This window comes from Saccharopolyspora sp. NPDC002686 (assembly GCF_040295745.1).
Lineage (GTDB): Bacteria > Actinomycetota > Actinomycetes > Mycobacteriales > Pseudonocardiaceae > Saccharopolyspora > Saccharopolyspora oryzae.
The window spans coordinates 17,248-36,268 of the sequence record NZ_JBEOVY010000028.1 but is presented as its reverse complement, the minus strand read 5'-3'; the positions used below and the strand labels follow the sequence as shown (position 1 = coordinate 36,268).

The following is a 19,021-nucleotide window of genomic DNA, read 5'->3' as shown; positions in this document are numbered from 1 at the left end:
TACCTGGGCGCGACGTGCTTCATCCTGGAGTGCGACCGCAGCGTGATCCCGCACTACTGGCTGAACGTCAACGACACGGCGTTCCCGTTCCTGGCCACAGGCCGGGCAGACCACGTGCGGCAGCTTCTGCTCGCGGCAGGCGCCGTTGGAGCACTGCACCAGCGTCGGCGCCGAGGTCTTCCACTGCGACCGGCGGTGACGGGTGTTGGCCCGGGACATCTTGCGCTTCGGGACGGCCACGACTAGTTCTCCTCCTCGGTCCCGCCGAACCGCTCTTGCAGCGCGGCCCAGCGAGGGTCAATGGTCTCATGCGTGTGATCGGGGGCGAGTTCGGCCCACTTCACGCCGCACCCGGAGCACAGCCCCTGGCAGTCCGGCGAGCACAACGGTGCCGAGGGCAGCGACAGCAGCATCGCGTCCCGCACCACCGGTTCGAGGTCGATCAGGTCGTCCACGACCCGCTCCACCTCGTCGTCATCGCTGGTGGCGTCCGTGGCGCTGTCCGGGTAGGCGAACAGCTCCCGCACCTCGACCTCGACCTCGTCGGAGATCGGGTCCAGGCACCGGACGCACTCACCGGCCAGGTGGGCCACGGCGGTACCCGACACCAGCACGCCCTCGACCACCGACTCGGCCAGCAGGTCGAGTTCGACCGGCTCGCCCTCGGGCACCTTGATCATGTCCAGCCCGAACCCGGCCGGCGCCGGGGCCTTGCGCGTGTAGGCGCGGCTGCTGCCGGCGCGGTGGCCGATCTCCCGGGTGTCGATCACCCACGGGCCGACCTGCGCGGCGCGCGCATCGTGGTTCTGAGACATCACAAAGTTTCGGTGGTAATTCGATCGGGCAGTTTCGAGGCATCGGCGGACGACGCGAGCACCGATCGCAGCGGCGACCGGCACGCCGTCCAAAGCCAGCTTTCCAAGGGTACGCGACCCCTCCCCAGCGGCGACACCAGGCCCCGCCGCCGGGATCAGTTCGCGGCGGCCCCGCTGCCCGAGCCCCACTCCTCGTAGTCGAACGGGGCGCCAACCGGGCTGCGCAGCTGCTGGCGGCCCTTGCCGACCGTGCGGAGGGTCCGGCTGAGGAGGTCTTCGAAGTCGGCCAGGCGGGAGTCCACGTAGGCGTCGCACTCGGTGCGCAGCCGCTCGGCGTCCTCGTTGGCCTCCTCGACGATGCGCTTGGCCTCGCTGTTGGCCGCCTGCACCACCTCGGTGTCGGCGACCATGCGGGCCTGCTCGGCCTTGCCCTCGTGCACCGACTGCTCGTAGGCGGCCCGGCCGGCCTGCACCATCCGGTCGGCCTCCGACTGGGCGCTGCTGACGTAGTCCTCGTACTCGCGGCGGCCGGCGGTGACCGCCTGCTCGGCCTGGCCGCGCGCCTCGGCCAGCATCTCGTCGGCCTGCTCGCGCGCATCGGCGAGCAGCTGCTCGGCTTCGGCCCGGGCGGCGGCGAGGGTGCGCTCGGCTTCGCTGCGGGCGTCGGTGACCGACTTGTCGGCCTTCGCCTCGGCGGTGGAGACCACCTCGTCGCGGTGGTCGAGCACGTCCTGGGCGTCGTCCAGTTCCTGCGGGATCGCGTCCCGGACGTCGTCGAGCAGCTCCAGCACGTCGCCGCGGGGCACCACGCACCCCGAGGTCATGGGAACGCCGCGCGCCTCTTCCACGATCGTGACCAGCTCGTCGAGGGCCTCGAACACCCGGTACACCTTGATCTCCCTGCCGTCGTAGCCGCCGCAGCGGCAAGCATCTCAGAACTCCCCGGAACCGATGATCACGGGCCGCTCCGCTCCCAGTCTGCCCGCGCCGAGCACCGGGGCGCGGGAAATCCGACGTCCGCGTGTCAAGACCGGGCCCACCGGCCACCCGAACCGGTGAAGCACGGAACGCCTCCCCGGTCGGTCCGGGGAGGCGTTCCGCGTGGATCAGGCGATCGTCAGGCGTCGATGTTGGTCAGCTTGAAGCTCTCGTAGTGGTCTTCGGTGTAGAAGTACTCGCCCTTCTCGCCGACGACGAAGCGGCGGGCGCCTCGGTCGTCGCTGCCGGGGGTCTCCACCGTGTACTCGTGGTAGTAGCCGTCAGCGCAGTCCGGCAGGATGCCCTCCCGGTTGCTGAACACCGTGCCGTCCTGCGGGTACGGGTAGGGGCCACCCTTCTTGATCAGGTCCACCGTTTCGGTGGCCTCGGGCGGCAGCTGGGACAGGTTGACCTTCTCGAACTGCGAGGTGTCACCGCACGGCGCGGCCTGCACGGCCACGACCGGCGCGGAGACCGCGCTCGTCTGGACGCCGACCAGACCCGCCACGGCGAGCAGGCCGACCAGCAGCAGCTGCACTGTCTTCGACGTGATCCGCATCATGCCCAGCAACGCTAGATGCCGACCGTGATCACCTTCTGAAACTGACGTGAACCCGAAGCGACCGCACGCCCATCGTGCGACGCCCGTTAACCCCGACGGCCTAGGGAGCCGGCTTTAACCCGACTTGCGCGCGGCAGCAAGAACCTCAGCCGCGTTCGGCCAGGCGTTCGCGCAGGCGCTGCTCGATCTTCGGGGGCACCAGGTTGGAGACCTCGCCGCCGTAGGTGGCGACCTCCTTGACCAGGGAGCTGGCCAGGAAGCTGTACTGCGGGTTGGTGGACATGAACATCGTCTCGACCCCGGACAGCTGCTGGTTCATCTGCGCCATCTGCAGCTCGTAGTCGAAGTCGCTGACCGCGCGCAGGCCCTTGACGATCGCGCCGATGCCGTTGGTCTTGCAGTAGTCCACGAGCAGGCCGTGCCAGGCGTCGATGCGCACGTTCGGCCACGGCTCGGTGACCTCGCGCAGCATCTCGAGCCGTTCCTCGACGGTGAACAGGCTCTTCTTGCTCTTGTTGATGAGCACGGCGACGACGACCTCGTCGAACAGCTTCGACGCTCGCTCGATGATGTCCAAATGACCGTTGGTGACGGGGTCATAAGAGCCTGGACACACGGCACGCCTCATGCGCCCGAACGTTAGCAGCACCCAGCAGAACCGCCCACGACGAAGTGTCGTGGCTCACCGGCCCCGCAGTTTCAATTGAAACTGCGATCCGCCGTGGCCGGGATGTGCAGTTTCAATTGAAACTGTGTTCAGCCGGCGCTGAAACGATCATCGGTCTTCGTGCTCGGCCCAGTGGACGGCGGTGTCCCCGTAGCGCTTGCTGCGCAGCGGGTGCAGGTTCGGCGGCCAGTCCGGTTCTCCGCTTCGGAGGGCCCGTTCCACGATCACCAGGCTGCCCGGCGCAGTCCAGCCGTTGTCGACCAGCGCGGCGAGGACCTGCTGCAGCTTCTCCGGCGGGAGGTCGTACGGCGGGTCGGCGAGCACCACGTCGAAGGGTTGGTCCGCCGGACTGCTCAGCAGCGTTTCGGCCTTGGCCTGCGCCACGTGGACGTCGCGGAACCCGAGCGAAGCGGCATTGCGGCGCAACATCGCCGCAGCGCGGCGGTCGTGCTCGACGAAGGTGGCGTGCGAGGCTCCGCGCGAGAGGGCCTCCAGGCCGAGGGCGCCGGAGCCGCCGTAGAGGTCGAGCACTCGCGCGCCGGGGAGTTCCATCGCCGATTCCAGCGCGCTGAACAGGGCTTCCCGCACGCGCTCCGAGGTGGGTCTGGTTCCCTTCGGGGGCACGTCGATGCGCCGCCCGCCCACGCTTCCGGCCACGATCCGAGTCACCCGTCCATCGTCGCGCACGGCCACCGGGGCCTGGCCCGGAGGGGCTCGTTCGCGGTCATTTTACGCCGGGGCCCCGGGCTTCCCCGCTGCCGGGAGCGAGCAACGTGACGGCGCCCCGGGCGTAAGCTATTTGGTCTGCCTACCGCGCCAGACCGGGAGTAAGACACAGGTGTCCGAAGCGTCCATCAAGCAGGCCGAGATCGCGGTCGAGCAGCAGCACGTCGACCGGGTCTACAGCCGTCTCGACGAGCTGCGCGCCGAAGCCGAGGCGATGCGCGACAAGAGCTACGAGTACGGCCAGGAGGCGACGCCCGAGGCCCTCAACGAGCGCGACGTGATGCTGCACCACGCCAACCGGACGCTGCAGGCGCTCAACGCCGAGTCCGAGGGCCTGGTGTTCGGCCGCCTGGACTTCGCCAGCGGCGACGCGGTGCACATCGGCCGGTTGGGCATCCGCGACCCGCAGTTCGAGAACCTGCTGGTCGACTGGCGCGCCCCGCTGGCGTCGGCGTTCTACCAGGCGACCCCGGAGCACCCGCAGGACGTGGTGCGCCGCCGGGTGATCCGCTCCTCCCGCGAGCAGGTCGTGGACGTCTCCGACGACCTGCTGGACCCGGAGCGCGCGCCGGAGGACATGCGGGTGATCGGTGACGGCGCGCTGATGGCCGCGCTGACCCGCTCCCGCGGCGACTCGATGCGCAACATCGTCGCGACCATCCAGAAGGAGCAGGACGACGCGATCCGCGCGCCCGAGGGCGGGGTCACCGAGATCACCGGCGGTCCGGGCACCGGCAAGACCGCGGTCGCCCTGCACCGCGCCGCCTACCTGCTCTACCGGGACCAGCGGCGGCTCGGCGGTCCCGGCGTGCTCGTGGTCGGCCCGTCGCCGGTGTTCATGTCCTACATCTCGCGGGTGCTGCCGTCGATGGGCGAGCACAACGTGGAGCTGCGCGCGCTCGGCGAGGTGCTGGACGGCATCAGCACGGCCAAGATCGACGATCCGCGCACGGCGGAGGTCAAGGGCTCGTCGCGGATGGTGAAGGTGCTGCGGCGCGCGCTGCGGCTGCCGCCGCCGGACGCCCCCGAGCTGCTGCAGATGTTCTACCGGGGCACGGTGCTGAAGCTGGAGGCCGACGACCTCAAGCGGATCCGCCGCTCGCTGCACAACAAGGGCCACCAGCCCAACAAGAACCGGATGCGGGCGGCCGACGCGCTGCTGGAAGCCCTGTGGCAGAAGGCGAAGCAGGCCGCCGACGAGAAGTTCCAGCCGGACCGGGAGCAGCTGATCACCGAGATCGGCGACCGCATCGAGTTCCACCGGTTCCTGGTCGCCTGGTGGCCGCCGACGTACCCGATGCAGGTGCTGCGCTGGCTGTCCGACCCGACCCGGTTGTCGCAGGCGGCGCGCCGGTTGCTGTCGGCCGAGGAGGTCGACCTGCTGGCGAAGTCGTGGACCGAGGTGACCGAGTGGACGGTCGCCGACATCGCGCTGATCGACGAGCTGCGCGGCCTGGCCGGCCCGCCGCCGAAGCGCCGCCGCGTCGAGGGCGAACCCGAGCAGCCGAAGCGCGCGGTCAACTACGACGAGTACGCGCACGTGGTGATCGACGAGTCCCAGGACCTCTCGCCGATGCAGTGGCGGATGGTGGGCCGCCGCGGTCGCCACGCGAGCTGGACGATCGTGGGCGACCCGGTGCAGTCGTCCTGGCCGGACGCCGAGGAAGCGGCGGCCGCGCGCCAGGAAGCGCTGAGCGCGCAGCGCACGCACCGCCGCTTCACGCTGCGCACCAACTACCGCAACTCGGCGGAGATCTTCGCCCTGGCCGCGGACGCGGTCCGCGACCTGGTGCCGGCCGACGACCTGCCGGAAGCGGTGCGCACCACCGGTATCGAGCCGACGGTGCGCGAAGTCCCGTCCGAGCAGCTGCCGGAGGCGGTGCGCAGGTCCGCGGCGGAGCTGGCGGCGGCAGCGGAGGGCACCATCGGCCTGATCACCACGATGGCCCGCCGCGACGAGGTCCGCACCTGGCTGTCCACTGTGGATGGGGAGGACGCGGAACGGCTGCGCGTGGTCGGCAGCCTGGAGGCCAAGGGCATGGAGTACGACGCGGTCGTGGTCATCGACCCGGACGGCCTGGCGGCGGAGTCCAGCACGGGCCGCCGAGCCCTCTACGTCGCCCTCAGCCGAGCCACCCAACTCCTCACCGTCATCCACCCCCGCTGACACCCCGCGAAGAGCGCCTTCCACCACCCGGCGGAAGGCGCTCTTCGATCTTCTGCTGCCATGTGCGCTTCGGGAATCTCTTGGTGGAGAACCCCTTCCACGCCTGAGGGGCGGATCAGGCCGGTGGGTGCGGGCTGCCGACTGCGGCGAAGAAGGCCGAGCGGGACGGGTCGTGCTCTGCTGGGAGCGGGCCGTCGGAGCGCCACTGGGACGGGTAGACCAGGCCCGGCTCGACGAGGTCGTAATCCTCGAGCAGGTGCTCGATCTCCGCGCGGCTGCGCAGGATCATGGGCTCCGTGGTGTCCGCGTTGAAGATCTCCACCGCGCGGCGCATGTCCTCCGGGTGGTCTTCGTCCGTCATGTGCGAGAACACCAGGTAGGAGCCGGGGCGCTGGACCGCCCGGTAGCGGTTCAGGATGCCCACCGGGTCGTCCTCGTCGGCCAGGTAGTGCGCCATGGCCACCATCAGCACCGCGATCGGCTCGTCGAAGTCCAGCAACCGCCGGGTTTCCGGGGCGTCGAGGACCTCGTCGGGGCGGCGCATGTCCGCGTGCAGCACGACGGCGTTGCCGTTGCCCGCCAGGATCCGCTGGGAGTGGGCGACCGCGATCGGATCGATGTCGACGTAGACCACGCGCGCGCCGGGATCGGTCTGCTGCGCGATCTCGTGCACGTTGCCCACCGTCGGCACGCCCGATCCGAGGTCGAGGAACTGCCTGATGCCCTGCTCCTGGCAGAACCGGACCGCGCGGCGCAGGAAGGCCCGGTTGTCCTGGGCCGGCTGGGGCGTGCTCGGCACGATCTCCTTGATCTTGTCCAGGACCGCGCGGTCGACCTCGAAGTTGTGCGAACCGCCGAGTCCGTAGTCGTAGACCCGGGCCGGACTGGACTTCGCGGTGTCCACCTCCGGCGGAACCCAGCTCAACGAGACGTCGTCAGCCATCGCGCACTCCCCTTCGGCGATCACCGGGCGAACACATCCTGACACGCCCGGTCACCGGCGCTGAAGGGGCCGAACAGCGGAACACGGGCCGCCCCGGAAAGTCAGGTCACGAAGCGGATCGTCCAGAAGTCCGAGGACAGGGCTCTTTCCGTCAGGTACGGGTACGGGAGCGCGAAGTAACCCTTCTGCCCCCAGTCGGCACCCCAGGAGTTGCGGCAGAGGAAGCTCTGCTGGGCATCGTCGTAGCCGACGGCCACGACCGCGTGCCCTCCCAGGATCTGCTCTTGCGGGCTCGGCATCGGCACGACGCCGGTCTTCGCGACCTCCTGGCTCTCGAAGCTCTCGTACACGGTGAACCCGAACACGAACGGATATCCCGTGGCGAGGCAGCCCCGGAACTGGTCGAGGTCCCGAGTTACGCGCTGGTACGACGTGACCCTGTTCTGCAGGGCATCCTTGTAGCACCCGTCCGACGGCGCCTCGGCTTCTCGCGCACCGGGCGGGAACAGCCCGTCGGGCCCGGCGGGCGTGTCGTCGTAGGGCCATTCCGTTTCGGGGCACACGCCCAGCTTCGCCACGCTCTTGATCCCATCGCGGATTTGAGCCCCCGAATCCACGGGCACATGACCTTCCATCGCCCGCTCGTTGTAGTAGATGAACAACCTGGACGGCAGGAAATCCTGCGACTGCTGCTTTTCCAGGTCGAACTGGATGGCTCCCGCTATGGCGTTCGCGGTGCAGCTGCCGATCCGCCCCTGGTCGTAGGGCTGCGGCAAACCATTTCGGAGATCGACGCTGGAGGGCAAGCTAACCAATGCCACGCGAGGTGCCGCGTAGAGGAAGTCGCGAGCATCCGGCAGATCCGGCGACCAACCATAACCGGCGATCTTCCTGGGCTTTTCCTTCACCATGAAAAGACTCCTGATCTCATCCGGGAATGCAGATGGTCTGCCCGCTGAGTATGCGGTCAGGATTGGCGATGTGGTTGTAGTGGGCGAGCTGGCGCCAGTCGACGCCGAATCTCTCACCGATCTGCGAGAGCGTGTCCCCGTACTGGACGGTGTACGCGTTGCACACGTTCTGCGAACTCGCCAGCCGGAGGACCTGCCCGGGATAGATGCGGTTGGCGTCCTGGATGTTGTTGATCCGCGCCAGGTCCGGCCACGACACGTGGAACCATTCTCCGATCTGGGACAGGGTGTCGCCCTGCTGAACTTGGTAGGTGTTGCAGTCGGTCATCGTTTTCCCCTCGCCGAACTCCCAGGTGCGCACCCCACGTCGCGCACTACCCCAGTAGGGCGCGCCGCCGTCCGGTCGAGCAATGAACCCCCGGTTCCATCGAAGGTTCACGGCCGTCTCCGGACCGGCGGATCGCCTTGCCCCGTTCGGGGATTCGCACCGGCATCGCATCGCGCGTGGTCCCCGCTGAACCCCGGTTGAACCTGCTCCGCCGTTGCGCCGCGGCGCCGCGCGCCCGGAGGATGAGGCCGGGTTCGCCTCGGGACGGAGGATCCGTCGTGAACACCTCGCCCGACAACGGCAGAACGTTCCTCGAACGGTTGTGGCCCAGAGTTCGGCTGTGGCGGTTCCGCGAGCCTTGGCGGTGGTGGCCGTGGGGCCAGCGAACGCTAGCCCGCATCCAGGAGCTGAAACCGCTTCTGGAGTGCGCGAGAGAACAGGATGGCGCGCAGTGCAGCGCAAAGTTCTGCGATACCGCCGAATCCCTCATCGACAAAGCCGAGAAAGCGATCAAGGGCGCCCGGTTGCGGTGGTGGCTGCTGCCGTTGATTTCGCCGCGATTCAGCGCAATGGACAATGCGCTGGCGAACACGAACAAAGCGCACGTCCTTCTCGTGAAAGCGCTGAAAGCGGAGGAGCTCAAGGCCAGGTTGCCGGAGCTGGCCGCGCTGGTCAGATCACACCTGGTCAAGATCGACGAACGGCGGATCGATTTCGAGAGAACAATGCAGGAGCGCGACGATCTCAGCAAGGTCGAAAAGGGCAGGCAAACCATCGTCGACGCCCTCGACGCGGTCTACGAGATCCGAATGCGCGAGATCATCAGAGTGCGGAGCTTCGTTCGGATCGTCCTCATCTGGACGTGGGGGCTTTTGATAAGCGCTGTGCTGATAGCGTTCGTCGTCCACCCGGAAGCGAAGGTCTCGTTGTGCTTCCCCTCCTACCCGAAGATGCCGACCCCGGGCCAACCGGCAATACCGTCCGGCCCGGTCGTGCAGGTGTGCCCCACCAGCGGTTCGCCGGGCTCCAACGGCGAGCCGAGCACGTGGGACTACCCGGTGGTCGAAGCTGCCGGCCTGTTCGCGGCAGCCATCACGGCAGCCGCCACGATGCGCCAGATGCAGGGTGCCGCCACGGCCTACAACGTGCCTATCGCGCTCGCCCTGCTCAAGCTGCCCACCGGCGCGCTGACCGCCGTGCTCGGCCTGCTCCTGATGCGCGGGCAGTTCGTACCTGGGCTCACGAGTCTCGACACCCCGGGCCAGATCGTCGCGTGGGCGATCGTCTTCGGCGCCGCGCAGCAGCTGTTCACCAGGTTCGTCGATGAGCGCGGTACAGCCGTGATGCAGGCCCTGCCCGGCCCGGGGAGTCCTCACGCCGACCCTCCGCACAGCGGAAATCCGTCTCCACAGCAAGGGCAGTAGAACCATCGGGCACGAAGGCTCATGTGCACCGCGGACAACCCTCGTAGGGTGTCTGGTGTGTCCGCATTGCCCTTCGGCGGACGGGATGCGCACGCCGTTCCCGGTCCTGGGGGAGCACACCATGATCAATCTCATCATCGTGGCCGACACCCGGTTCCACCGCGAAGGCCTGGCGCTCGCGTTGCGCTGCGCCGGGCCCCGGATCGACGCCATCACGGCCCTCGCCCGCCCTGAAGAGCTGGACGCGACCGCAACCGGACGATCCGGCAGCGTCCTCCTGCTCGACGTCACCAACACGTGCGATGGCCCTGGCACCGTGACCGCACTGCGCTGCAGGCACCCCCACGTGCGGATCGTCGCCCTGGGAGTGCCCGCCTGCGAAGCGGAGATCGTCGCTTATGCGGAAGCGGGTGCTGTCGGCTATCTGACGCGCGACAGCTCGATCGCGGAACTCGTGTGCACGATCGAAAGCGTTGCGAGAGGCGAAATGCGCTGCACGCCGCGCGTGGCAGCGGCGCTGGGCCGCCGGGTGGCCGAACTCGCCGACGAACTCCGGCCGGCCGGCGCGGGGGAAAGCCTGAGCCGCCGCGAAGCGGAGGTCGCGGTGCTGCTGGAGCTGGGTTTGTCCAACCAGCAGATCTCCCGGCGGTTGTGCATCGCTCTGGCCACGGTGAAGAACCACGTGCACAACATCCTGGCGAAACTGGAGGTGCCCACCAGGGCGGAGGTCGCCGAATGGGCGTGGCGGCAAGAATTGCACCGCAGCGTGGTGGTCAGACAGCTGCCTGAAATGGCCACCCCGGACCACAGCGGCGGAACGTGCCGACGCACCGGCGAAAGCCCACCGCACGGGAACGACCGTGCGATCCCCGACCAGCGCCGCTTGTCGCGGATCGCCCTCGGGTCGACGCGGGCAGCACCCCGCGAATCCGCGTCCACACCGTGATCTGCGCCAGCGCTCCGCAAACCTGCTGATCGAAGACCCGTTCCGCTCCTAGGACGACGAAAACGCGGGCCGCCCCGAGGGAGGACGGCCCGCGTTTCGCCGTGGTGCTCAGCCGAGTTCGATGATCAGGTCTCCGCCTTCGACCTGCTGCACGGCGCCGATGGCCAGGCGCTTGACCTGACCAGTGGTCGGAGCGGTGATCGCCGCCTCCATCTTCATCGCTTCGATGGTGGCGATGGTCTGCCCCGTCTCCACGGCGTCCCCCTCACCGACCGCGAGGGTCACCACGCCGGCGAACGGAGCCGGGACGTGACCAGGGTTCGAGCGATCCGCCTTCTCCGCGATCGGGAGGTTGGTCGCCACCGAGCGGTCGCGGACCTGGATCGGCCGCAGCTGGCCGTTCAGCGTCGCCATCACCGTGCGCAGACCGCGGTCGTCCGGCTCGCTGATCGCTTCGAGCCCGATGAGCAGCCGCACGCCCGGCTCGAGGTCGACCGGGAACTCCTCCCCCGGCCGCAGGCCGTAGAAGAAGTCCTTGCTGCGCAGCAGCGAAGTGTCGCCGTAGGCCTCGCGGTGCTCGGTGAACTCCTTGGTGGGCTTGGCGAACAGCAGCCGGTTCAGCGTGGCGCGGCGGTCCGAGGCCAGCCCCGCGCGGTCCTCTTCGGACAGTTCCGCGATGCGCCGGACCGCGGTGCGGCCCTCCAGGGCGCGGGTGCGGAACGGCTCCGGCCAGCCCGCCGGCGGCTCGCCGAGCTCGCCCTGCAGGAAGCCGATCACCGAGTCCGGGATGTCGAACTTGCGCGGATCGGCCTCGAAGTCGGACGGGTCCACCCCGGCGCCGACCAGGTGCAGCGCGAGGTCGCCGACCACCTTCGACGACGGCGTCACCTTGACCAGCCTGCCGAGGATCCGGTCGGCCGCGGCGTACATCGCCTCGATCTCCTCGAACTTGTCGCCGAGACCGAGCGCCACCGCCTGGGTGCGCAGGTTGGACAGCTGACCGCCGGGGATCTCGTGGCGGTAGACCCGGCCGGTCGGCGAGGCCAGCCCGGCCTCGAACGGCTGGTAGATCTTGCGCACCGACTCCCAGTACGGCTCCAGGTCGCACACCGCCCGCAGGTCCAGGCCGGTGGCGCGCTCGGTGTGGTCGGTGGCGGCCACCACCGAGGACAGCGCGGGCTGCGAGGTGGTGCCGGACATCGAAGCCGTCGCGGCGTCCACCGCGTCCGCACCGGCCTGCACCGCCGCCAGGTAGGTGGCCAGCTGGCCGCCCGGCGTGTCGTGGGTGTGCAGGTGCACCGGCAGGTCGAACTCCGAGCGCAGCGCGGATACCAGCTTCGCCGCGGCCGGTGCCCGCAGCAGACCGGCCATGTCCTTGATGGCCAGCACGTGCGCCCCGGCGTCGACGATCTGCTCGGCCAGCCGCAGGTAGTAGTCCAGCGTGTACAGCTGCTCGTTCGGGTCGGACAGGTCGGCGGTGTAGCACAGCGCGACCTCGGCGACCGACTTCCCGGTGGCCCGCACCGCTTCGATGGCCGGGCGCATCTGCTCGACGTCGTTGAGCGCGTCGAAGATGCGGAAGATGTCGATGCCGGTGTCGGTGGCCTCCTGCACGAAGTGCTCGGTCACCTCGGTCGGGTAAGGCGTGTAGCCGACGGTGTTCCGGCCGCGCAGCAGCATCTGCAGGCAGATGTTGGGCACCGCTTCGCGCAGCTTGGCCAGCCGCTCCCACGGGTCCTCGGCGAGGAACCGCAGCGCCACGTCGTAGGTCGCGCCGCCCCAGCACTCCAGGGACAGCAGCTCCGGCGTCATCCGCGCCACGTGCGGTGCGACGGCGAGCAGGTCCTTGGTGCGCACCCGGGTCGCGAGCAGCGACTGGTGGGCATCGCGGAACGTGGTGTCGGTGACGCCCACGCCCTTCGACTCGCGCAGCCAGCGGGCGAAGCCCTCCGGCCCGAGCTCGACCAGCTTCTGCTTGGAACCGGCGGGCGGCTCCACCGACAGGTCGGCGGCGGGGAGCTTGAACACCGGGTCCGGCGTGGTCGGGCGCTCGCCGTTGGGGCGGTTGACGGTGACGTCGGCGAGGTAGTTGAGCAGCCGGGTGCCGCGGTCGGCGGAGTGCCGCGCGGTCAGCAGGTGCGGGCGCTCACCGATGAACGAGGTGGTGACCCGCCCCGCCGCGAAGTCCGGGTCGTCCAGAACCGCCTGCAGGAACGGGATGTTCGTGGACACGCCGCGGATGCGGAACTCGGCGACGGCGCGCCGCGCCCGCGCCACCGCGGTCTCGAAGTCCCGGCCGCGGCAGGAGAGCTTGACCAGCATCGAGTCGAAGTGCGCGCTGACGCTGGTGCCGGCGAACGCGGTGCCGCCGTCCAAGCGGATGCCCGCGCCGCCCGGCGAGCGGTAGGCGCTGATCATGCCGGTGTCCGGGCGGAACCCGTTGGCCGGGTCCTCGGTGGTGATGCGGCACTGCAGGGCGGCGCCGCGCAGCCGGATCGAGTCCTGGGACATGCCGAGCTCGTCCAGCGTCTCCCCGGCGGCGATGCGCAGCTGCGACTGCACCAGGTCGGCGTCGGTGACCTCTTCGGTGACCGTGTGCTCGACCTGGATGCGCGGGTTCATCTCGATGAACACGTGGCGGCCCTGCTCGTCGACCAGGAACTCCACGGTGCCCGCGTTGACGTAGCCGATCTTGCGGGCGAAGGCGACCGCGTCGGCGCAGATCCGCTCCCGCAGCTGCGGGTCGAGGTTCGGCGCCGGGGCGATCTCGATGACCTTCTGGTGGCGGCGCTGCACCGAGCAGTCCCGCTCGAAGAGGTGGATCACGTTGCCCGCGGCGTCGGCGAGGATCTGCACCTCGATGTGGCGCGGGTTGACGACTGCCTGCTCCAGGAACACCGTCGGGTCGCCGAAGGCCGATTCGGCCTCGCGCATCGCCGCTTCCAGCGCTTCGCGCAGCGCCGACGGCTGGTCGACGCGCCGCATGCCGCGCCCGCCACCACCGGCGACGGCCTTGACGAACACCGGGAACGTCATGTCCTCGGAGGCGGCCAGCAGCTCGTCGATGTCGCGGGACGGCGCCGAGGAGTCCAGCACCGGTACGCCGGCCTCGCGGGCGGCGGCGACCGCGGTCGCCTTGTTGCCGGTCATCTGCAGGATCTCGTGGCTGGGGCCGACGAAGGTGATCCCGGCTTCCCGGCAGGCCCGGGCCAGATCGGGGTTCTCGGACAGGAATCCGTAACCGGGGTAGATGGCGTCGGCGCCCGCCTGCTGCGCGGCCTTGATGATCTCCTCGACGGAGAGGTAAGCGCGGACCGGGTGACCGGGTTCGCCGATCTCGTAGGACTCATCGGCTTTCAGGCGGTGCAGCGAGTTGCGGTCTTCGTGCGGGAACACCGCGACGGTGCCCGCACCCAGCTCGTAGGCGGCGCGGAAGGCGCGAATCGCAATCTCACCGCGGTTCGCGACGAGAACCTTGCGGAACATACCGGCTCCTCGGTTGGCGGGTGTCGGTCAGTGCCAGCACGGTACCGCGAAAATTCCCCCTTCCGGGAGAACTTCCCGAGTGATGGACACCTCCATGCCCCCATGACCTGCCCAAACAACCCTTCCGAGCAAGGTCTGGACCAAAAGAAAAACGAAATAATTTTCGTCGGGTGCAAGTTTCGATCTCTTGTTCCCGCCGAGCCATGGCGCACGCCGACACGAGCAGTTGATCCGCCGTTCAAACAACCACAACGAAGCGGAGAGCACTCACGCCCGCAGCTCTCCACGAGAAGACCGAACGATCCCGACGATGTCGTCCATGCTGACGCACCAGCCCGCAATCGGCAGCCGCTGTCAGCGGGTGCAAGTGGCCGATCTCGTCGCTTGCGCGGCGTACATGCGCCTGGCTCAGATTCCGGCCAAGGCACACGCCCGGCAGTGGTACGAAGTCGCCGCAGCTAGCGCCTGCACGGGTCCCGAATCGCTCGATCTGAAGCAGGCAGAAAAAAGCTAGACCCGTGATCCCACGTACGTGGGGACGGGTCCGCACCGGCGATAGTACCCGCCGAGCGCCAAACGTCCCTGCGGTCAGGTCTTCTCGAGGTACTCCGCCCGGTCCGCGTCGACCACTTCGGCGACCATTCGGGCCAGGCCCGGGTGGTTTCGGAGGGCCGGGTCCTGGTCGACGATGTGGGCCGCTTCGTCGCGGGCCGCCGCGATCACGTCCTCGTCGCGGAGCAGGGACAGCATCTTCAGGCCCGATTTTCGGCCGGACTGGGCCGCGCCTAGGACGTCGCCCTCGCGGCGCAGTTCCAGGTCCAGGCGGGCGAGTTCGAAGCCGTCGGTGGTCGAGGCGACCGCGTCCAGCCGCTCGCGCGTGGTGGTGCCGCCCACCGCCTCGGTGACCAGCAGGCACAGGCCCGGCGCGCTGCCCCGACCGACGCGACCGCGCAGCTGGTGCAGCTGGCTCACGCCGAACCGGTCCGCGTCCATGATCACCATCACCGTGGCGTTCGGGACGTTCACGCCGACCTCGACCACGGTGGTCGCCACCAGCACGTCGACCTCGCCGTCGGCGAAGGCGCGCATCACCGCGTCCTTGTCGTCGGCGGCCAGCCGCCCGTGCAAGATGCCGATCCGCAGGCCGGCCAGCGGTCCGGCCCCGAGCTGTTCGGCCACGTCGAGCACCGCCAGCGGTGGGCGGCGCTCCTCGCCGTCCTCGGGCGGCGGTTCCTCGCCGCCCCCGTCGCTGTCGTCCACGGCGGTCTTGCGGGTCTTCTTCTTGCCCTTGCCCGCGGTCTCCTCGTCGTCGCCGATCCGCGGGCACACCACGTAGACCTGGTGCCCGGCCGCGACTTCCTCGTGGATGCGCGTCCACGCCCGCTCCAGCCAGTTCGGCTTCTCCGCCACCGGCACCACGCTGGTGCTGATCGGCGAGCGCCCCTGCGGGAGTTCGCGCAGCGCCGAGGTTTCCAGGTCGCCGTAGACCGTCATCGCCACCGTGCGCGGGATGGGCGTCGCAGTCATCACCAGCACGTGCGGCGACGTCTCCTCGCCACCGCGGGCCCGCAGCGCGTCGCGCTGCTCGACGCCGAACCGGTGCTGCTCGTCGACCACCACGAGTCCGAGGTCGGCGAAGGAGACCCGGTCCTGGATCAGCGCGTGCGTGCCGACCACGATCCCGGCTTCGCCGGAAGCCGCCTCCAGCAACGCCTTCTTGCGCTGCGCCGCACCGAGCGAGCCGGTCAGCAGCGTCACCCGCGTGGCTTCTTCGGCGCCGCCGAGCTCGCCCGCCATGGCCAGGTCGCCGAGCAGTTCCCGCAGCGAGCGGGCGTGCTGCGCGGCGAGCACCTCGGTCGGGGCGAGCATCGCCGCCTGCCGACCGGCGTCGACCACCTGCAGCATCGCGCGCAGCGCCACCACCGTCTTGCCGCTGCCGACCTCGCCCTGCACCAGGCGGTTCATCGGGTGCTCGACGGTCAGGTCCTCGGCGATCTGCTCGCCGATCTCGCGCTGCCCCTTGGTCAGCTCGAACGGCATCCGCTGGTCGAACGCGGCCAGCACGCCGTCGTCGCGGCGCGGGCAGACCGGCGCCGGGTGCGACTGGTTCGAACCGCGCAGCTGCGCCAGCACCAGCTGCACCGACAGCGCCTCGTCCCACTTCAGCCGGTCCTGGGCGGCCGCCACGTCGGCGAAGCTGTGCGGCCGGTGGATCTTGCGCAGCGCCGACTCCAGGTCGGCCAGCCCCAGCCGGTCGCGCATCTCCGGGGGCAGCTGGTCGTCGGTGCCGTCCCAGACGTCGAGGACCTGCCCCACGCAGCGCGCGATGGACCACGACGGAAGGCCCTGCGCCGACGGGTAGACCGGGATCAGCGCGGAGGCGAACTCCTCGGCGGCCGAACCGATGTCGGTGGCCTCGTCGTCGAACAGCTGGTACTCGGGGTGGGCGAGCTGCAGCTGCTGGCGGTAGGAGGTGACCTTGCCGGCGAACATCCCGCGCCGGCCCACCACCAGCTCCCGCTCCCGCCAGGCCTGGTTGAAGAAGGTGCAGGTCAGCGACCGGTGCCCGTCGGTGATGCGGGCTTCGACGATGGTGCCGCGGCGGGACTTCATGGTGCGCTTGGTGACCCGCTCGACCTTCGCCAGCACGGTGGCGTGCTCGTCGATCTCCAGCCCGGCGATCGCGGTCAGCTCGCCGCGCTCGGCGTAGCGGCGCGGGTAGTGGCGCAGCAGGTCGCCGACGGTCACCAGGCCCAGCGCCGTCTCGAGCGCCTTGCCGGACTTGGCGCCGAGCACCCGGTCGAGCTTCGCGTCCAATGTGGTCACAGCTGGTCCTCCGCCGCGCACGTCGTCACCGGTCAGGCACCCAGCAAGTTAGCGCCTGCCTTCGATCCTGGTATTCGGTCTTCGTCTTTGATTCGCCGCCAGGCGAATAGCCCACCCTCGCAGCTTGCACCGCCGCGGGTTCTCAGCGTTCGCCTGGCGAGGACGGCCAAGCCGCCGTGTATTGGCATACATAAGGCTGGGCACCCGCAGACCAGGCGGGCGCTGAGGTTCCGCCACCCGCACCGCCACGCAAAACGAGAGCTTCAGACAAGTTCTAGCGGACCGCACTGACGTCTCGATCAGTCGGTGGAGTGCCCTCGCTACGGCTGCCCAGGCGCCAGCCCAGCCAACCCGCGAGGGCGCCGCCCAGCAGGAGCCAGCCGGAACTGGGTGGATCGATGGCGTCGCGGAAGCTCGGCGCGTCCAGGTTGGCCACCGTGGTCAGCACCACCGTGCCGAGCATCGTCGCGCCGAACGCGCCCAGTGCCGCCGAAGCCCAGGCCAGACCGCGCCGCTTCAGCACGCCGCCGAAGCCGAGCACGCTCCAGACCGCGGCGACCACCAGCCACCAGACGAGTTCCTCGAAGAGGAAGTCGCGCAGCGGGCTCGAATCCTCCGGTGCTCCGGAGAACGTCCACTCGACGGTGATCGGCTCGGGCAGCCTGGCGCGCAACGCCGTCGGGACCAGCAGCATCAGCAGCGCGACGAGCAGCGTCCAGCCACCCACGAACCAGAGGTACCGCCGCCGGACATCCACGCCGCTCTCCCGCTCAACTCGACGACCGGTGACGACAGTACCGGCTGCCCAGGTCAGGCCGTCGCGACCGGCTCAGGTCGGGCCTCAGAGCGCGGAGCGCTCGGTGATGAGGGCGTTGACCAGCTCCGCACCCCGGGTCGGGTGGTCGACGCTGATGTAGAAGTTGCGGCCCGAGTTCAGGCGCAGGGCCAGGCATTCGCCGCCGCGGAGCATGATCGCGGTGGTGTGCGGCAGCACGCGGTAGCCCCAGCCGCCGACCTCCGTCGCGCGCCGGATCTCCACCCGCGCGCTCTCGATCTGCTCGAGCCGGATCCGCCGGACCGGCCAGCGCAGCGGGCCGAACGAGGTGCGCACCCCGCGCTCGTCGACCTGCACCCGCGCCGAGGACAGGGCGAGGACGAGCAGCCCGGACAGCATCAGCACCAGCGCCGGGGGCCACGCCTGCAGCGCCAGCGACACGACCCCGACCAGCAGCGTGATCCCGCCGATGACCAGCAGCGTTCGGCTCCGGACCGAGGACACCCACACCGCGCGCTCCCCCGGTTTCAGCGTCAGCTCGGCGAGTTCCCCGGCCTCTTCCGGCTGCGCGTCCGGGCCGCGGTTGCCGACCCACCAGCCGAGCCAGCCGGCCAGCGCGGCGAGCGCGAGCACCGGGATCACCTGCCACACCGGCAGCGACCTGGCCTGCTCCCACCCGGCGGCGTCGAGGTTCGCCCAGGTGGTCAACGCGGACATGCCGACGGCGAAAGCGGCACCGGCGCCCAGGATCGCCGCGGCGCTGGCCCGCGCGGCCCTCCGCTCCCAGCCGCGCACCGCGACGACGACCGCGACCACCGCGATGATCAACCACATGACCAGGTCGAACACCAGGTGACCGGCGAAGGGCATCGAGTCGTCCGGCGCCCCGGAGATGCCCCAGTGCGTGGCCATCGGATCCGGCAGCCGGTCCCGCACGGCGAACGCTCCGACGAGCAGCGCTGCGGTCACGGCGGCCACCCACAGGCCCGCTGCGCCTAGGAATCGGGTGCGGTAGGTCATCTCGCCTCCTGCTTCTCGGCTGCTATCCACTCGACGACGTCGTCCGGCCGGTACCCGTACCGGGCGGCTTCGGCCAGCAGCTCCTGGAGCTTCTGCCGCAGCGCCGCTTCCGGATCCGGGCGGTTCAGCACGCTCACGCCGCGCCCGCGCCGGAACTCCAGCAGCCCTTCTCCCCGCAGCTGCCGCAGCGCGCGGAGCACGGTGTTGGCGTTGATCTGCATCGCGACCGCGAGGTCCCGGGCGGGCGGCAACCGGTCCCCCGGCTCGACCTCGCCCGCCGCGATGGCACGCCGGATGGCGTCCGCGGCCTGCTCGTGCAGCGGACGCTCGTCGTTCAGATCCAACGAGAGCAACATGGTGCTATTGACATTAGCACCATTAATTCCTCACGAGCCACCGATCTGTTCAATTGGTCGCGAAGGGCCTTGCTGACCAGCAAGATCTCGG

At 69.7% G+C, this 19,021-nt stretch carries 17 protein-coding genes and 1 pseudogene; 4 read left to right on the top strand and 14 right to left on the bottom strand.

Going from position 1 to position 19,021, the window contains the following annotated elements:
• Positions 1-72: 72 nt before the first annotated feature.
• From rpmF to rsmD, 6 genes and pseudogenes are all read right to left on the bottom strand, one after another.
• A pseudogene (gene rpmF / locus ABTZ89_RS06240) lies at positions 73-240 on the bottom strand (50S ribosomal protein L32); the annotation flags it as partial.
• A gap of 2 nt (positions 241-242) precedes the next feature.
• Positions 243-815 carry a YceD family protein gene (locus ABTZ89_RS06235; RefSeq protein WP_270952591.1) on the bottom strand — a complete coding sequence of 191 codons (573 nt, stop codon included), beginning with the start codon at positions 813-815 and terminating at the stop codon, positions 243-245.
• A 155-nt stretch (positions 816-970) separates the two neighbouring features.
• Positions 971-1,705 carry a DivIVA domain-containing protein gene (locus tag ABTZ89_RS06230; protein ID WP_270952590.1) on the bottom strand — a complete coding sequence of 245 codons (735 nt, stop codon included), beginning with the start codon at positions 1,703-1,705 and terminating at the stop codon, positions 971-973.
• 227 nt (positions 1,706-1,932) lie between these two features.
• Positions 1,933-2,355, bottom strand: coding sequence for a guanyl-specific ribonuclease (locus tag ABTZ89_RS06225; RefSeq protein WP_270952589.1), 423 nt, complete (start codon positions 2,353-2,355; stop codon positions 1,933-1,935).
• Between the two features lie 145 nt (positions 2,356-2,500).
• Positions 2,501-2,983, bottom strand: a complete 483-nt coding sequence (coaD, locus tag ABTZ89_RS06220) for a pantetheine-phosphate adenylyltransferase (protein ID WP_270952588.1) — start codon at positions 2,981-2,983, stop codon at positions 2,501-2,503.
• Between the two features lie 147 nt (positions 2,984-3,130).
• Positions 3,131-3,691: a 16S rRNA (guanine(966)-N(2))-methyltransferase RsmD gene (gene rsmD, locus ABTZ89_RS06215; protein ID WP_351040853.1), complete on the bottom strand. Its 561-nt coding sequence runs from the start codon at positions 3,689-3,691 to the stop codon at positions 3,131-3,133.
• 169 nt (positions 3,692-3,860) lie between these two features.
• Here rsmD and ABTZ89_RS06210 point away from each other — a divergent pair, with 169 nt between their 5' ends.
• Complete coding sequence (locus tag ABTZ89_RS06210) at positions 3,861-5,915, top strand: HelD family protein (protein ID WP_351040850.1); 2,055 nt, start codon at positions 3,861-3,863, stop codon at positions 5,913-5,915.
• 115 nt (positions 5,916-6,030) lie between these two features.
• Here the strand turns inward: ABTZ89_RS06210 and ABTZ89_RS06205 are convergent, their stop codons facing one another.
• The 3 genes from ABTZ89_RS06205 to ABTZ89_RS06195 all read right to left on the bottom strand — a co-directional run bounded on the left by ABTZ89_RS06205 (position 6,031) and on the right by ABTZ89_RS06195 (position 8,097).
• Complete coding sequence (locus tag ABTZ89_RS06205; RefSeq protein ID WP_351040848.1) at positions 6,031-6,858, bottom strand: SAM-dependent methyltransferase; 828 nt, start codon at positions 6,856-6,858, stop codon at positions 6,031-6,033.
• 101 nt (positions 6,859-6,959) lie between these two features.
• Positions 6,960-7,769 (bottom strand): C1 family peptidase, encoded by an 810-nt coding sequence (locus ABTZ89_RS06200; RefSeq protein ID WP_351040845.1) that lies wholly within the window; start codon positions 7,767-7,769, stop codon positions 6,960-6,962.
• Positions 7,770-7,785: 16 nt separating this feature from the next.
• Positions 7,786-8,097, bottom strand: a complete 312-nt coding sequence (locus ABTZ89_RS06195) for a LysM peptidoglycan-binding domain-containing protein (protein ID WP_351040843.1) — start codon at positions 8,095-8,097, stop codon at positions 7,786-7,788.
• Positions 8,098-8,375: 278 nt separating this feature from the next.
• Here ABTZ89_RS06195 and ABTZ89_RS06190 point away from each other — a divergent pair, with 278 nt between their 5' ends.
• Together ABTZ89_RS06190 and ABTZ89_RS06185 are read left to right on the top strand one after the other, a co-directional pair.
• Entirely contained in the window at positions 8,376-9,521 is a 1,146-nt protein-coding gene (locus tag ABTZ89_RS06190) for a hypothetical protein (RefSeq protein ID WP_351040840.1), read from the top strand.
• A 121-nt stretch (positions 9,522-9,642) separates the two neighbouring features.
• Positions 9,643-10,467: a LuxR C-terminal-related transcriptional regulator gene (locus ABTZ89_RS06185; protein ID WP_351040837.1), complete on the top strand. Its 825-nt coding sequence runs from the start codon at positions 9,643-9,645 to the stop codon at positions 10,465-10,467.
• Positions 10,468-10,575: 108 nt separating this feature from the next.
• Here the strand turns inward: ABTZ89_RS06185 and ABTZ89_RS06180 are convergent, their stop codons facing one another.
• Positions 10,576-13,953 (bottom strand): pyruvate carboxylase, encoded by a 3,378-nt coding sequence (locus ABTZ89_RS06180; RefSeq protein WP_270952580.1) that lies wholly within the window; start codon positions 13,951-13,953, stop codon positions 10,576-10,578.
• A 310-nt stretch (positions 13,954-14,263) separates the two neighbouring features.
• Here ABTZ89_RS06180 and ABTZ89_RS06175 point away from each other — a divergent pair, with 310 nt between their 5' ends.
• Positions 14,264-14,467: a hypothetical protein gene (locus ABTZ89_RS06175; RefSeq protein ID WP_351040833.1), complete on the top strand. Its 204-nt coding sequence runs from the start codon at positions 14,264-14,266 to the stop codon at positions 14,465-14,467.
• 74 nt (positions 14,468-14,541) lie between these two features.
• Here ABTZ89_RS06175 and recG read toward each other — a convergent pair whose 3' ends face one another.
• The 4 genes from recG to ABTZ89_RS06155 all read right to left on the bottom strand — a co-directional run bounded on the left by recG (position 14,542) and on the right by ABTZ89_RS06155 (position 18,918).
• Positions 14,542-16,779 (bottom strand): ATP-dependent DNA helicase RecG, encoded by a 2,238-nt coding sequence (gene recG, locus ABTZ89_RS06170; protein WP_351040830.1) that lies wholly within the window; start codon positions 16,777-16,779, stop codon positions 14,542-14,544.
• A 274-nt stretch (positions 16,780-17,053) separates the two neighbouring features.
• Positions 17,054-17,536: a hypothetical protein gene (locus tag ABTZ89_RS06165; RefSeq protein ID WP_270952578.1), complete on the bottom strand. Its 483-nt coding sequence runs from the start codon at positions 17,534-17,536 to the stop codon at positions 17,054-17,056.
• Positions 17,537-17,620: 84 nt separating this feature from the next.
• Positions 17,621-18,574 (bottom strand): DUF1648 domain-containing protein, encoded by a 954-nt coding sequence (locus ABTZ89_RS06160; protein ID WP_351040826.1) that lies wholly within the window; start codon positions 18,572-18,574, stop codon positions 17,621-17,623.
• Entirely contained in the window at positions 18,571-18,918 is a 348-nt protein-coding gene (locus ABTZ89_RS06155; RefSeq protein ID WP_351040823.1) for a GntR family transcriptional regulator, read from the bottom strand. Before ABTZ89_RS06155 ends, ABTZ89_RS06160 begins: the two co-directional genes overlap by 4 nt.
• Positions 18,919-19,021: the final 103 nt, after the last annotated feature.

Coding starts and splice junctions, on each gene's coding strand:
- ABTZ89_RS06195 (WP_351040843.1), bottom strand. CDS start 8,097: ATGACCGACTGCAACACCTACCAAGTTCAGCAGGGCGACACCCTGTCC.
- coaD (WP_270952588.1), bottom strand. CDS start 2,983: ATGAGGCGTGCCGTGTGTCCAGGCTCTTATGACCCCGTCACCAACGGT.
- ABTZ89_RS06180 (WP_270952580.1), bottom strand. CDS start 13,953: ATGTTCCGCAAGGTTCTCGTCGCGAACCGCGGTGAGATTGCGATTCGC.
- ABTZ89_RS06200 (WP_351040845.1), bottom strand. CDS start 7,769: ATGGTGAAGGAAAAGCCCAGGAAGATCGCCGGTTATGGTTGGTCGCCG.
- ABTZ89_RS06175 (WP_351040833.1), top strand. CDS start 14,264: ATGTCGTCCATGCTGACGCACCAGCCCGCAATCGGCAGCCGCTGTCAG.
- ABTZ89_RS06235 (WP_270952591.1), bottom strand. CDS start 815: ATGTCTCAGAACCACGATGCGCGCGCCGCGCAGGTCGGCCCGTGGGTG.
- ABTZ89_RS06160 (WP_351040826.1), bottom strand. CDS start 18,574: ATGACCTACCGCACCCGATTCCTAGGCGCAGCGGGCCTGTGGGTGGCC.
- ABTZ89_RS06185 (WP_351040837.1), top strand. CDS start 9,643: ATGATCAATCTCATCATCGTGGCCGACACCCGGTTCCACCGCGAAGGC.
- ABTZ89_RS06225 (WP_270952589.1), bottom strand. CDS start 2,355: ATGATGCGGATCACGTCGAAGACAGTGCAGCTGCTGCTGGTCGGCCTG.
- ABTZ89_RS06205 (WP_351040848.1), bottom strand. CDS start 6,858: ATGGCTGACGACGTCTCGTTGAGCTGGGTTCCGCCGGAGGTGGACACC.